The following is a 13,711-nucleotide window of genomic DNA, read 5'->3' as shown; positions in this document are numbered from 1 at the left end:
TTCGACGCACGTGGGTCGTCACTCGTCGGAGTGTCACGATCACGCACCGTCGAGGCATTGGCTAGTGTCCGCAACGGGTACGCGATCGTGCTGGGGGAGTACGAGTGGCAGTCGACGAGATCTCCGACGAGCAGGTGGAGCAGTTGTACAAGGTGTTCCTCCAGTTCACGGAGTCGATGACTCCACACGACGCGGTGAAGAACCTTCGCCTGTTCGGGGCCGATGCGGCGGTCATCGACCGGGTACGCGAGAGGCACGAGGCCGAGTGCATCCGCATCCGGGAGCTCGACGAGCCACCTTCTGTCTACCTGCACGGTCGGCAGACCTGGTACACGGGCCCGGACATGGCCAAGGACAAGAACTGGCCCGCGCTGGTCGAGGCCATGCGCCGGAAGAATTTCGGCGAGAGGAACATCGCCTCGGTCGACGAGTCGTCGACGAAGATCGTCGCCCTGCTCGACCACCCGAAGCAGGAGGAGTTCCGGACGAAGGGCCTGGTGGTCGGGTTCGTGCAGTCCGGGAAGACCACGAACTTCACCGCGGTGATGGCCAAGGCGGCCGACCGCGGCTACAAGCTGTTCATCGTCCTGTCCGGCATCCACAACTCGCTTCGGACGCAGACCCAGAAGCGCTTGGTCACGGATCTCGTCGACGCCAACCCGGGCCTGTGGCACCAGGTCACGAGCGAGAAGCAGGACTTCGTCCCGCCGCCGAACCCGAAGGCGTTCTTCGCGTCCAAGGGGCAGCACCTGTTGTTGGTCGTCAAGAAGAACGCGGTCGTGCTGCGCAAGCTGAGCAAGTGGCTCGGCTCGGCCGGCGAGTTCCTCGACAAGTGCCCCACGTTGATCATCGACGACGAGGCCGACCAGTCCACGGTCGCCACGGCGAAGATCAACCCGTTGCTCAACGAGCTTCTGAACAGGTTTCCCCAGGTCGCGTACGTCGGCTACACCGCGACTCCGTTCGCGAACCTCCTCATCGACCCGTCGGTCGACGAGGACTTCTATCCCCGCGACTTCATCGTCAACCTGCCCCAGCCCGAGGGCTACCACGGCACCGAGGTGTTGTTCGGGCGCAACCTGCTCGACGGCGAGGACCCGGAGGATCTCCCGGGCGGCTGGGACATGATCCGGCGGGTTCCCGATGCGGAGGAGAAGGAGCTCAAGCCCGCGAACAAGAAGGAGGCCGCCCACTTCCGGCCCGCGCTCACCCCGGCGCTGCGTGCGGCGGTCGAGTGGTTCTGGCTCGCGACCGCGGCGCGGCGGGTCCGCGGCGGCGGTAACCCGCACTCCACGATGCTCGTGCACACGACCACCGAGACGTTCGTGCACGAAGCGTTCAAGGAGCCACTGCTGGGCCTTCGCTCGCTCACGCTCCGCAAGCTCGACGACGGCGACACCGCTCTGCTCGATCGGTTGCGGGCGACCTGGGACGAGGAGACCGCGCGGGTACGCGCGGAGGACTTCGGCGAGAAGAAGGTGCCGTTCGACGACCTCCTCGGCGAGCTGCGCGGGGTCGTCCGGGACACCCGGGTGGTCATCGACAACTACCGCAGCTCCGACCGCCTGAACTACGACGCGGGGCCGGTCACCGCGATCGCGGTCGGTGGGAACACCCTCTCCCGGGGCCTGACGCTCGAGGGCCTGGTGTCGAGCCTGTTCGTCCGCGCCGTCTCCGCCTACGACACGTTGCTGCAGATGGGGCGCTGGTTCGGGTACCGGAACCGGTACGGGGATCTCCCGCGGATCTGGATGACCGACGAACTGACGGACTGGTTCAAGCACCTGGCCACGGTCGAGGCGGAGATGCGGCTGGACATCAACCGCTACATGACCTCGAACGAGACACCGCTGACCTTCGCAGTGCGGCTGCGTTCCCACCCGAAGATGAGCATCACCTCGAAGGCCAAGATGACCAGCGCGGTGCTGGCGCACGCGGCGTACGGCGGACAGCTGGTCGAGTCGCGGTTCTTCGACGTCTCGGAGGCCGGCCGGGACCGTCTGGAACGGAACGCCGCTGCAGCGCGCGCGTTGGTGGCGGCCGCGGCGAGGGACGGCGAACGGGCTACGCCGCGGGAGCAGACCGCGCTGTTCACCGACGTCCCCTACACCGACGTGGTGGACTTCCTCAGCGGCTACGAATTCCACGAGGACTCGTCCGACGGTGACCGGGACCGCCTCATCGGCTACATCACGAAACGGGTGAAGGCCGGGGCTCTCCAGCGCTGGAGCGTGGCCGTGATCGGCAATGGCCGGAACGAGACCGAGGTGTGCGATCTCGGGTCCGGGGTCGCCGTTCGGATGGTCAAACGTGCCCGACTCGGCCAGAAGGACGAACCGCTCGGCCCCGTCGCGGACATCAAGACCTTGAGCAGCCGCCGCGACGAGGCCATCGATCTCCGGCTCGACGGTCCGCTCCCGGTCAAGCGCGACGACATCCTGAAACTGCGCCAGGACCAGCGCCCCGATCAGGGTCTCCTGCTCGTCTATCCGATCGAACCCGAGTCCGACACCGGGGACAAGCTGGGCCGTCGTCCTCTCGACGCCCCGACGGACGACGTCGTGATCGGCGTGTCCATCCTCTTCCCGAACCCCCGGCAGGGGAGCAAGGACTCCGACGTCGAGTACTGGAGCGCCGACCTGTCCAACGTCGAGGTCGAGGTCGAGGACTACTCCGTCCTGGAGCAGGACGACGAGGTGGCATGACGACCGTCGACGGCAGCCTGCTCCAGAGCCTCTGGGCCGCGGTGGCCGCCCAACCTGCGACGACGGCGTTCCGCACCACGGAGGTGGCCGTCGAGTGCGCTCGCGGTCCGCTGCTCGCGGCGGTCGACCGCTCCGATCGCCGGGCGTTGCTCGTTCCGATCCTCGCCAAGCAGACGCTGGTGGAGGAGCTCGACGGGCGGGCCGTCGTGCTGCGCAGGAGGGCGCTGGAGGACGAGGACAGCTACCGGACGTACGCGTGCCTGGAGCTGGTCGACCCCGCCCAGGAGGACCTGTTCACCGCGCTGTGCGTCGAGGTGGTCGACCGGGTCGCGGCGATGCCGGACCGGGCCGTCGCCGCGCTGAAGAAGGTGCTGGCCGACTGGAAGGCCCTGCTCGCAGGTGCGCGTGAGGCGCTGTCGCCGTCCGCCCTCGCGGGCCTGTTCGGCGAGCTGTGGGTGTTGCGCGAACTGCTCCGCCACGACCCCGGCGCCGTCGCCCACTGGACCGGTCCGGAGCGGACCGCGCAGGACTTCCACCGCGGTGTCGACGCGATCGAGGTCAAGACGAGCGTGGCCGCCGAGGGCCGGAAGGCGCGGATCAACGGCAGCGAACAGCTCGACCTGGTGACGCCCGGCAGGCTCGTGCTCAGATGGTTCCGGCTCGGCACCGACGCCGGAGTCTCGGTGCCCGAACTCGTCGACGAGATCCACGACATGACGGACGATCCGCCGAGGTTCCGAAAGCTGCTCCTCGACTACGGCTACCAGGTGCGGGAGCGGGAGATCTACGCACGCCGCCGCTTCGAGGTCCTGGAGCACTCCGCCTACGAGGTCGGCCCGGGCTTCCCGCGGATCGTCCGCGCCAGCTTCGCGGGGGGAGCCGTCCCCCCGGGGGTGACGGAGGTCGACTACGTGATCGACCTGGACAGCGAGGCCGCCGCTGCGTGCCGGCTCGACGAGACCGCGCTCGCCGAGTTCATGGAGCGGAGATGACGACGCCGCGGTGGTGGTCGCAGCCCTTCCCGCCGACCGGGACGATCACCTCGGAGGGCATCCGCAACCAGCTCGGACGCCCACCGGTCGATCCGCTGACGGTGTTCGTACGGGAGACCGCGCAGAACTCGTGGGACGCGCGGCTGCCCGGGATCCCCACGACCTACCGCCTCGAACTGACGACCGTCGCGCCGTCGCACCGGCCGGCGTGGGAACGGCTGCTGACCCCACCCGCGCAGACTCAGCCCCATCTCCACGTCGGCAAGGTGGTGCGGACCCCGAACCTGCGGCTGCTCTCGGTCGTGGACCGGGGCACCAAGGGGCTCGGCGGACCGACCCGGGCCGACGAGCTCGCCGTGGACCGCCGGGACTGGGTCTCGTTCGTGCTGAACGTCGGCGAGAAGCGCGACACGTTCCAGGGCGGTGGCACCTACGGCTACGGCAAGGCCGTTCTCTACCGGCTCTCGCGGGTCGGCACGATCCTCGTGTACACGCGTACCGAGGTTCCCGATCAGGGGCTGACCTCCCGGCTCATCGGGATCGCGCTCGGGGAGTCCTACGACGGACGGCAGCCCGGGGACCCGGAGGCCCGGCCCTACACCGGCAGGCACTGGTGGGGCGACGTCCAGGGCGACCACGTCGAGCCGCTGGTCGGCGCCGAGGCCGACACCGTCGCGCGCATGCTCGGGCTGCGCCCCTTCGCCGCCCACGAATCGGGGACGACGCTGACGGTGCTCGATCCCGATCTCGACGAGTTCGAGGACGTCGACGAAGCGGCGAGGCACCTGGCCGACACCATCGCGTGGCAGCTGTGGCCGATCATGCTTCCGGAGCGGGGCGACCAGCGGCTGGTGCCGGAGGTCGTCGCCGGTGGTCGGACCTACGAGGTGCCCGATCCGGCCACGACCTACCCGCTCCGCATGTTCGTCACGGCGTACCGCCGCCTCCGTACCGACGAGGCGATCACGCTGGAGTGCGGGAACCCGCGCAAGGTCCTCGGCCGGTTCGCGCTCGAACGGGCCGTGGTGGTCCCGATGACCGCCGATGCGGTCACCCGGGCCGCGGAGTACGCCGGGGTCGCGGGCGATCCGCACCACGTCTGCCTGATGCGATCCCCGGAACTGGTGGTCCGCTACCACGAGGGACCCGAACCGGAGTCGGCGCACAAGGCCTACGCCGGGGTGTTCCGGGCCGACGACGAACTCGACGACGTCTACGCCGCAGCGGAGCCGCCCACGCACGACCACTGGGTGCACGAGCAGCTCACCGGTCACGCCAGGACGTTCGTCCGCGTCACGTTCACGAGGCTGCGCGAACAGCTGGCCGGCTTCCGAGCCGCGGCCTCGTCGACGGTCGCCACGTCGAGCGGTGTCCCGCTGGGGGCGGCGAGCAACTTCCTCGGCGGCCTCGTGGCGGCGGCGTTCGCGGAGCCCGGGGACTCGGAGGCCGGCTCGGCCGGGGGTGGGCGCGGAGGCGGCGGCTTCGGGGGAGGCGGATACGGAGGCGGAGGCCGAGCGGCTCGACCGTCGCCGCATCCGCGGGAGCGGGTCCGGGTGGCTCCGCAGGGCGAGCCGCGGGTCGAGGACAGGGACGGGGCGGTCGTCGTGGTGCAGCGCTATGCGATCAGCGGCCCGGGGCCGGTTCGACTCGACGCCCGCCTCGCCGTCGCGACTTGGGAGGGCCGGGAGGAGGAGGCGCCCGCCGGAGCGCCTCGGCCGACGGTCCGGTACTGGGTGACCCCGAGCGGCGAGCGGCCGGGGGACACCTGCGTCGTGGAGAGTCCGAGTGAGGTGGAGCTGGTCGTCGATCCCGTGCCGGACACCGTGACCGACATCGGGGTGGTCGCGACGACGGTCGCGGGGGACGACGCGGCATGAGCCGGGCCTTCCCGTTCATCCGGCCGCCCCGCGACGTCGTGCGCGTCGGTCCGTGGTCCCGCGCGGTCGCCGACGGCGTCGAGGAGCTACCGCGCGAGCTGCCGGACTGGGACTACGAGACGGTCCTGTCGCTCCGGCGGCCCGTGCAGGTGGACGGTCTCCGGGCCCGGCGGTCGAGCGGCCTTCCCGACGACGCCGAGCTCGACCTCACCGTGCGCTGGGGCTCGTCGACCTGTGCCCTGCGGGGCCGGGCCTGGCGTGCGCCCGTGCCGCCACGGGACGGCGCCGAGATCGGTATCGAGTTCGATCTCGACGGCGACCAGCTCGGCGGCGTCCTAGAACTCGACACCGTGCTGACCCTCCGACGCGCCACCGACGGGGCATCCCCGGCTGCCGCTCGCCGTCCGGGCAGCGTCCTGTGGAACGACCGGTTCTCGGTCCTTCTGCAGGGCGACGCGGTGCTGTTCCCGCTGGCGATCGCCGACTTCCAGGATCTCCCGTATCCCACGGGGGCGGGCTGGTTCCTCGAGATCGGCCACGATCTCGAGGCGGCCGCCCTCGGTTCGATCCTTCTGCTCGCGAACGAGCGCCGGAAGGTGGTGGTCGACGCACTCGCCGCTGCGGGCTCCCCGTCGGAGGCCGACGAGCGGGTCCTGTCCGCCCTGCGGACGGACGTTCAACGCGCTCTGATCGAACACGCCCTGGCCCACGAGGACTTCAGCGACGACGTGGAGTACCCCGGGGGTTCACTCGGTGCTCTCCTCGCCGCGGTCCTGCGCACGACCTTCCCGGCGTTCGGTGTGGAAGGCCTGCGGCGAGAGCGGAACGCCGATCCGATCCTGTTCACCGCTCGCATCCACGATGCGACCGACCTGCTGGCGTCGTCATGACGAGCGTGCTCTACCCCCGGCTGCTCGATCACGCCGCGCGTGAGCTGCACCGGGAATACATGGACTCGACGTTGGAGGAGCTGCAGGGCCGGGCCGCATTCCACCACCGGGCGGCGGTCTTCGCGGCGACCGGGGGCCGTCGGGTGACCGTCGACGAGCTGCAGGACCTGCGGGAGAGGATCGTCAGGGCAGCCGAGTACGCGGGCTACCCGGGCGAGGGTCGGCGGGCGGATCGTGCCAACTTCGACCTCGAGGTCGCGAAGCTGCTCCATCAGCGCTCCGGGCTGGTGGCGGCGGAGGCCGCGGTGCGCTCGATCTGGGCGTTCCTCGCCCTCGTGCTGCTGCCGGACGTCTCCTACTGGCGCTATCCGCGGCCACCCGCCGACCGGGTCATGGGCACGGACATCACCCGCCACGTCTGGGGCCGGCTGTGGTGGCGCGCCCACCTGCTCGCGCTGCCCCGGGAGGCCGACCGCTACCGCCTCCTCGACGTCTTCGGGGAGGCCGCGTTCGACCAGATCTTCGCCCGGCGCCGGTCCCTCGGCGGCAGCCGGGCCCTGGTCCGCGCATTGGCCGAGACGTGGCCGACCATCGACCGCGGCGGGGTGAACGATCGCCAGCTGCTCCGCGACGTGCTCAAGCGCCTCCTGCGCACGAGCGCGGTGGTGGAGTTCGAGGCGCTCGACGACGACGAGCTCCGGCGCCAGGTCGCCGAGGCCGCCGCGGAGTCGGTGGCCGTCCTCGCCGAGAGCGAGCCGCTCGCAGGCCGACGTCACGCTCAGGACGACGCATGACCGCGCACGATCCTCTCGACCGAGTCCACGACCGCGACGGGTTCCTCGTGCTCCCAGAACCGCAGCACGGTCCAGCCGAGCGCGCGCAGGTGCGCGTCGGTCTCGCGGTCCCGCTCGGTGTTCCTCCTGAGCTTCGCCATCCACCATTCGCGGTTCGCCCGCGGGATGCTCGTGTGCTCGGGACAGGAGTGCCAGAAGCAGCCGTCCACGAAGACGGCGACCTTGCGGCCGGGGAACACCATGTCGGCCCGGCGCCGCGGCATCCCGGGGAGCGGCGCGTCCACGCGGTACCGCAATCCTCGCCGGAAGGCCTCTCGACGGACCAACATCTCCGGCTCCGTGTCCCGCCGTCGTGCGCGGCTCATCCGCAACGACACGCCCTCGCTCGACGGAACCGGTCCGACCGTCATCGCTTCGTAGCCTCCGTGCCCCGTTCACCACTGCGCGTCGACACCCTACGAGTGGGCGTCGACACGCCGGCGGGGCGCCCGAGTCCTGTCAGGGGTGAGCCGTAGGTTGTCGACCATGACCCGCCGTTTGTGCTTGGTGGATCTCTTCGCGGGATGTGGCGGACTGACGAGGGGCTTCCTCGACGTCAACCTCGATCCCGACGTGCCCGTGGAGTACCACGTGATCGCCGCGGTCGAGGCCGACCGGACGGCCGCCGCCACGTACGCGGCGAACTTCGGTCGCGACCACGTGTACCCGATCAAGATCGAGGACTGGCACTCCGACGAGATCCCGAGCGCCGACGTCGTCATCGGCGGCCCGCCCTGCCAGGGGTTCTCGAACCTCGGCAGGCGCGACCCGAACGATCCACGCAACGTGCTCTGGCGGGAGTACGCCCGCACGCTCGAACGCATCCGCCCCGGCTACTTCGTGATCGAGAACGTCGCCGCGTTCTTCCGGTCACCCCAGTGGGACCTCCTGCAGGCCGAGGTGGAGAACGGAAAGCTCGGCGAGTACCGGCTCCAGCCGTACGTCCTGAACGCGGCGGAGTTCGGTGTTCCCCAGGTGCGCAAGCGTGCGGTCGTCATCGGCAGGCATCGCGACATGCCGCCGGTTCCCGACCCGGTGGGCGAACTCGCCGGACGCCCGGACCTCTGGGTGACGGTGAGCGAGGCGCTCGCCGACCTGCCCGCCTTCGTGCCACCGGATGCGATCGAGCTGCCGGGTGATCGGTTCGAGTTCGACGGCACCGAGATCCCCGGCGCGTTCAAGACGTCGCAGCTGCACCTGACGCGGACCATGACCGACATATCCCGTCGACGGATCGCCGCCGTCCCGCGCGGCGGGAACCGCTTCGACATCCCCTCGAACCTCTTGCCGAACTGCTGGCGCAACCACAAGACCGGCTCCATGGACGTCATGGGTCGCCTCCACGCGGACAGGCCGTCCGTCACCATCCGCACCGAGTTCCACAAGCCGGAGAAGGGTCGGTACCTGCACCCGACGGAGAACCGCCCCATCACGCACGCCGAGGCCGCGCTGCTGCAGACGTTCCCCCTCGACTTCCAGTGGTGCGGATCCAAGGTCTCCATCGCGCGGCAGATCGGCAACGCCGTGCCCGTCCGCCTCGCCCGGGCGCTCGGCAGTGCGATCGGGCGGATGTACGCCTGAGCGCGCCTCCGGTCCGAAGGGTACGGTCCCGGGGCACCCGTTCGTCACCGCGGTCGGCCCGTGATCGCGATGCCGCGCCTCTGCGACGACGGTCACGTGCGGCGGCTGAGCGCCTGGATGTCCGCCGTGGCGGACATGGTGCGGACGGTGAACGCGGCCGAACCGCTGGAAGATCTCCTCGCCCGCATCGCCGAGCGGGGCGGCGGCTGATCGGGTTCGACCACTGCGCTCGTGCTCGCCGCCGAGGCGGCGACGAACCTCGCGGTGCGCGGTCGGGCGGGCGGGCCCACGTGGAGGCGCTGAGCCACGAGCACACCCTGGTCGTCCACCCCGCGGCCCCGGAGGACGCGCCGGCCACGCGGGTCCACCGGGAGGGCGTGACGCCGCGGGTGTCCAGCCTGCGCACCACCGACCGGTGGGGTCGGCGCGGCGATGGGCGCAGCTGCGGGGGTTCGGTGCACCGGCGCTGGAGAGCGAGCTCACGTCGGCGCGGCGGTAGCCCCCTCCGCCGGCCGACCCGGCCGCCGGCGGCGCGCACCCGTCTCCTCCTCGCGCGCCGCCGGTGTGTCGGTTCTGTCCAAGACCGCCCGCCCGGCCTGCCCTAACGTGCTGTTCCGCAGGACGACCAAGAGGGGAACGGCAGCATGCGCGAGATCGTCTACACCGGCTTCATGTCGCTCGACGGCGTGGTGGATTCCCCGGGCGGTGGGGCCGGTGAGGACCATCGCAGCGCGGGTTGGGTGTTCAAGGACATCGAGTTCCGCCCGGAGGCGTTCGCGCTGAAGTCCGAGGAGCTGGCGGAGACATCGGCGCTGATGTTCGGCAAGCGCAGCTACGCGGCGTTCGCGCCGTACTGGCGCGAGTCGGACGACCACGCGGCGTACAAGGACCTGCCGAAGTACGTCGTCTCCTCGACGATCACCGAGGACGAGGTCCTCGACGGGTGGGGCGAGACGACGATCCTGCGCTCCACCGACGACGTCGCGAAGCTCAGGGAGTCGGACGGCGGAGCGATCTTCATCCACGGCAGCGCCGAGCTGGCCCGCAGGCTCTCCGACGCCGGCTTGATCGACCGCTACCACCTGCTGGTCTTCCCACTGCTGCTCGGGGCGGGCAAGAGCATCTTCAGCGACGCCGACCGGGACAAGCAGATGCTGCGCCTGCGGGAGTCGGCGGGCTACCCGAACGGGATCGTGAAGCTGATCTACGACGTGGTCTGAGGCAGGTCGAGCGCGAGCGCGCCGCCGGTGCCGGAGCGCAGCTCGTTCGCGGTGCGGCCGACGTAGCGGCGCAGCGCGCGGGCCAGGTGCGGCTGGTCGTAGAAGCCCAGCGCCGCGGCGACCTCCGCAGGCGGTTTGCCCGCGGCGATCAGGTGGGCGGCCGCGCGGGCCCGCTCGATCCGGTGCACCGCACCACGGGTCAGGCCGGTCGCCGCGCGGAACCGCCGTTCGAGCGTGCGCTCCGATGCCGGGGGACGGCCGCCGCGCAGCACCTCGGCCACCAGCGGGTCGCGGACGAGCACGCCGTCGCGGACGAGCCGATCGACCAGCGCCTCGGCGTCGTCGGGGCCCGGGATCTCCCAGCGGGAGCCGACCAGCCGGAACGACGTGCGCGTGGTGCCGGGGAGGTCGACTCCGCCGTCGACGAGCGCGGGCACCGGTAGGTCGCGCAGGAACGTGCCGATCGCGAACTCGATGCCGACGAACTGCGCCCACTGCGGTACCGGGGCGTGGCCGGTCGAGGTCTCCGGCCCGGTCACAGCCGCGAACCGGCGACCGTCCTGCTCCCAGAACACCAGGCCCCAGCGGGCGGTCGCCACCGACGTCATCTCGCGCACGTCGTCGCTCGTGGACGTCCACACCACGTCGATCCACGGCGAGTCCGACGCGCGGGTGGTGATCTGCAACCCCATGTCCGGCATTCTCCGCGGGTCACCCGGCGACGTGCGCGGTGTTGTCCACCCAGTGCACGAGCAGGTCGCGCTCGCCGTCGATCCTCAGATCACCCGCGTCGCCGACCGGCAGGCGCCGGGTCAGCACGCGCATGATCGTCGCGGCGGGACCGGAGACGGTGACGTCGGCGTCCGCTCCGCTGCCCGGCCGCCACGTCGCGCCCTCGGGGCGGCGCTCGACGCGCCACTCGCCGCCCTCCTCGGCGACCAACCGCAGCGTCTGGCCGGTGCCGCGCAGCGCCTCGGCGGACTGCGGCACCGCCGCGGCCCAGCCGGGGGAGGTGAGCATGTCCAGCTGATCGGTGACGACGGCGGCGGCCAGGTCGGCGTCCAGCTCGTACGGTTCGCCCGCGGTCGCGGTGGCGTCGGCGCGGTGGATGACGGTCTCGGCGACCGCGCGGTGCAACCAGAACCGAGTGCCGGAGCGGGAGTCTCCGGACGGGTTCCACACGTCGGCGTCGATGCCCGCGTCGGTGAACGCGGCGGCCAGCTGCTCGGCGCCGTCGCGCAGCCAACCGGCCCACGCGTCCTGTGCGGCGGGCAGCTCTGGGTAGGAGGTGGGCAGCTGCTCGGGCCCGGTGATCCGCCGGCCGACGATGGCGGTCGTGAACCGGTGGGTCTGGCCGATGTGCTCGACGAGCTGGGTCAGCGACCAGGCCGGGCAGGTCGGCACCGGGGCGTCGGCGGGTACGCCCGCCACCGTGCGGGCGAACCGGTCGGTCTGGTCCACCAGCGCCGCGCAGGATCGATCGATGGTCAGCTCCATGGCGGTTCCCCTCGCATCGCGTCGTCGTGGTGCAGGGGAGACCCGCGCGGCAGGCCGAACTCATCGGCGGGCCGTGGAGCCCGGTGCCGGGCCGCAGTGCGGGCTGCGGCCCGGCACCGGTGCGATCGGGTGCGTCCCGGGCGGATCAGCCGCGGGCACGCAGCTCGCGCCGGAGGATCTTCCCGGACGCGTTCTTCGGCACCTCGTCGATGATCTCGACGAGCCGCGGGTACTTGTAGGCGGCCATGCGTTCCTTGGTGAACGCGATGATCTCCTCGGGCGTGACCGAGGCGCCCTCCTTGAGGGAGACGAACGCCTTCACGGTCTCGCCGCGGTACTCGTCGGGCACCCCGACCACCGCGGCCTCGCGCACGGCCGGGTGCTCGTAGAGGACGTCCTCGACCTCACGCGGCCAGATCTTGTAGCCACCGGCGTTGATCTGGTCCTTCTTGCGGTCGACGATGTAGAACCAGCCGTTCTCGTCCATGTACCCGACGTCGCCGGTGTGCAGCCGCCCACCGGGCAGGGCCTTCTCGGTCTCCGCCGGCTTGTTCCAGTAGCCGGCGACGACCTGCGGGCCCTCGGTGACCAGCTCGCCGACCTCACCGGGCGGCAGCTCCTTGCCGTCTTCATCGACGATCCGCACGACCGTGTTGTAGATCGGCACACCCACCGACAGCGCCCCGGACGCCGGATCGACCGGAGCCTCTGCGGAGAGCGGCACCGCGTGCGACGGCGAGGTCGTCTCCGTGAGGCCGTAGATGTTGTGGATGTAGTGGCCGAACGTCGAACGGAACGCCTCGACCGTGCTCGGCGGGATCGGCGCACCACCGGAGTAGATCTTGGTGAGCGACGCGAGCTTGTCCTTCTCGGCGTTCTTCGCGTTCATCAGGGCGATGAACACCGTGATCGAGCCGACCGTGAACGTCGCCTTCTCCGCCGCGATCGTCTCGATCGTGAGCGCCGGGTCGAGCCGGTACATCAGCACGAGCGGCGCACCGGCCAGCAGCGAGATCGCGATGTGCCCGACCAGCCCCGTGATGTGGAACAGCGGGGCCACGCCCAGCACCACGTCGTCCGGGCCGATGCCGATCCAGTCGCGGTAGGACTGGGCGTTGAAGACCACGTTGCGGTGCGTGGTCATGGCGCCCTTCGGCGGCCCGGTGGTGCCGGAGGTGTAGGTCAGGAAGGCGACGTCCTCGGGCTTGAGGTCCACCGCCGGGGGCTTGCTGCCCTTGTGCTTCTCCAGCAGCTCGAGCATGTCGATGGTGCCCGGGCAGTCGATGCGCTCGACGCCGCTGAAGACGGCCGGCTCGTTGCGCGTCTGGAAGTCCAGCTCCGACGTCGTGATGACGGTGCGGACCGTGGACCCGGGTACCACCTTCGACGCCACGTCGCGGTGCAGCGACTGCAGCGCCACAAGGACCGTGGCCTCCGAGTCCTTCAGCAGCTCGGTGAGCTCACGCTCCTTGTTCATCGGGTTGATCGAGACCGCGATGCCGCCGGCCTTCCACGTGCCCAGCTGCGCGATGACGAACTGGGGCACGTTCTGCATGAACAGCGCGACGCGGTCGCCGCGCTGGAAGCCCTCGGCGATGAGCCCCGCCGCGAACGCGTCGGTCAGCTCGTCCAGCTCCGCGAAGCTGATCTTCCGGTCGAAGTAGCGGATCGCGTCGCCCGAGCCGTTCCGCGCCACGGTCGCGCGGAACAGCTCCAGCATGTTGGGGTACTCGGGCGTGATCTCGGCGGGCTGGCCCTGGTCGTAGCGGGCCAGCCACGGTTTCTCGTCGTAGACGGACATCTCGCTCAGCGGATGGCGATCGGGTTCACGGGTGCGCCGGTGCCGTCCACGACCTTCAGCGGAGCGGCGGCGTAGAGGAAGCTCCAGCGACCGTCGGCGGCGCAGGCGTCGGCGAGGTCGTCGAGCCAGGCGATCTCGGTGAGCGTGACGCCGAGGTTGCGCATCAGCGCGCAGTGCAGCGGCAGTGCGACGCCTGTGTTGGGCTCGTAGGTGACCTCGTTGGCGATGGTGTCCGTGACCAGGTTGGGGATCTCCTTGGTCTGGAACCACTCGACGAGCTCACGGGAGTAGGTCAGGCCGGGCTCGCAGAACCCG

12 protein-coding genes and 1 pseudogene are annotated in these 13,711 nt (G+C 70.8%); 8 read left to right on the top strand and 5 right to left on the bottom strand.

The features are described from left to right. The first annotated feature begins 104 nt into the window (after nt 1-104). From BUE41_RS09305 to BUE41_RS09285, 5 genes are read left to right on the top strand one after another with little or no spacing between them, the layout of a single operon-like run. Complete coding sequence (locus BUE41_RS09305) at nt 105-2,705, top strand: Z1 domain-containing protein (protein ID WP_073456628.1); 2,601 nt, start codon at nt 105-107, stop codon at nt 2,703-2,705. Continuing rightward, a complete protein-coding gene (locus BUE41_RS09300) occupies nt 2,702-3,697 on the top strand; it encodes a PD-(D/E)XK motif protein (RefSeq protein WP_073456627.1) in 996 nt (331 codons plus the stop codon). Before BUE41_RS09305 ends, BUE41_RS09300 begins: the two co-directional genes overlap by 4 nt. Next, entirely contained in the window at nt 3,694-5,574 is a 1,881-nt protein-coding gene (locus BUE41_RS31220; protein WP_073456626.1) for a hypothetical protein, read from the top strand. Before BUE41_RS09300 ends, BUE41_RS31220 begins: the two co-directional genes overlap by 4 nt. Continuing rightward, entirely contained in the window at nt 5,571-6,464 is an 894-nt protein-coding gene (locus tag BUE41_RS29595; protein ID WP_084754648.1) for a hypothetical protein, read from the top strand. Before BUE41_RS31220 ends, BUE41_RS29595 begins: the two co-directional genes overlap by 4 nt. Next, the gene (locus BUE41_RS09285) at nt 6,461-7,258 is read left to right on the top strand and encodes a DUF6339 family protein (protein ID WP_073456625.1); all 798 of its coding nucleotides are present in this window, start codon (nt 6,461-6,463) and stop codon (nt 7,256-7,258) included. The genes BUE41_RS29595 and BUE41_RS09285 overlap by 4 nt, the downstream gene beginning before the upstream one ends. Here the strand turns inward: BUE41_RS09285 and BUE41_RS09280 are convergent. Next, nucleotides 7,243-7,668, bottom strand: coding sequence for a very short patch repair endonuclease (locus BUE41_RS09280; protein ID WP_073456624.1), 426 nt, complete (start codon nt 7,666-7,668; stop codon nt 7,243-7,245). The genes BUE41_RS09285 and BUE41_RS09280 overlap by 16 nt on opposite strands. Nucleotides 7,669-7,783: 115 nt before the next feature. Here BUE41_RS09280 and BUE41_RS09275 point away from each other — a divergent pair, with 115 nt between their 5' ends. The 3 genes from BUE41_RS09275 to BUE41_RS09270 all read left to right on the top strand — a co-directional run bounded on the left by BUE41_RS09275 (nt 7,784) and on the right by BUE41_RS09270 (nt 10,098). Further along, entirely contained in the window at nt 7,784-8,878 is a 1,095-nt protein-coding gene (locus BUE41_RS09275) for a DNA cytosine methyltransferase (protein WP_073456623.1), read from the top strand. Between the two features lie 60 nt (nt 8,879-8,938). Then, a complete protein-coding gene (locus BUE41_RS30705; RefSeq protein WP_159444882.1) occupies nt 8,939-9,088 on the top strand; it encodes a hypothetical protein in 150 nt (49 codons plus the stop codon). Between the two features lie 434 nt (nt 9,089-9,522). Then, a complete protein-coding gene (locus tag BUE41_RS09270; protein WP_073456622.1) occupies nt 9,523-10,098 on the top strand; it encodes a dihydrofolate reductase family protein in 576 nt (191 codons plus the stop codon). On the opposite strand, the gene BUE41_RS09265 is transcribed toward BUE41_RS09270, so the two are convergent. The 4 genes and pseudogenes from BUE41_RS09265 to BUE41_RS09250 form a co-directional block, all read right to left on the bottom strand. Continuing rightward, nucleotides 10,083-10,790 (bottom strand): helix-turn-helix domain-containing protein, encoded by a 708-nt coding sequence (locus BUE41_RS09265; RefSeq protein WP_073456621.1) that lies wholly within the window; start codon nt 10,788-10,790, stop codon nt 10,083-10,085. The two genes, BUE41_RS09270 and BUE41_RS09265, sit on opposite strands and share 16 nt — an antisense overlap. 19 nt (nt 10,791-10,809) lie before the next feature. Beyond that, nucleotides 10,810-11,595, bottom strand: coding sequence for a maleylpyruvate isomerase family mycothiol-dependent enzyme (locus BUE41_RS09260; RefSeq protein ID WP_073456620.1), 786 nt, complete (start codon nt 11,593-11,595; stop codon nt 10,810-10,812). 145 nt (nt 11,596-11,740) lie between these two features. Continuing rightward, a complete protein-coding gene (locus tag BUE41_RS09255; protein WP_073456619.1) occupies nt 11,741-13,396 on the bottom strand; it encodes a class I adenylate-forming enzyme family protein in 1,656 nt (551 codons plus the stop codon). A gap of 5 nt (nt 13,397-13,401) precedes the next feature. After that, a pseudogene (locus tag BUE41_RS09250) lies at nt 13,402-13,711 on the bottom strand (cyclase family protein); the annotation flags it as partial.

The organism is Pseudonocardia thermophila, assembly GCF_900142365.1.
GTDB lineage: Bacteria > Actinomycetota > Actinomycetes > Mycobacteriales > Pseudonocardiaceae > Pseudonocardia > Pseudonocardia thermophila.
The sequence above is the reverse complement of the archived record's forward strand: the minus strand, read 5'-3'. Positions and strand labels throughout refer to the sequence as shown.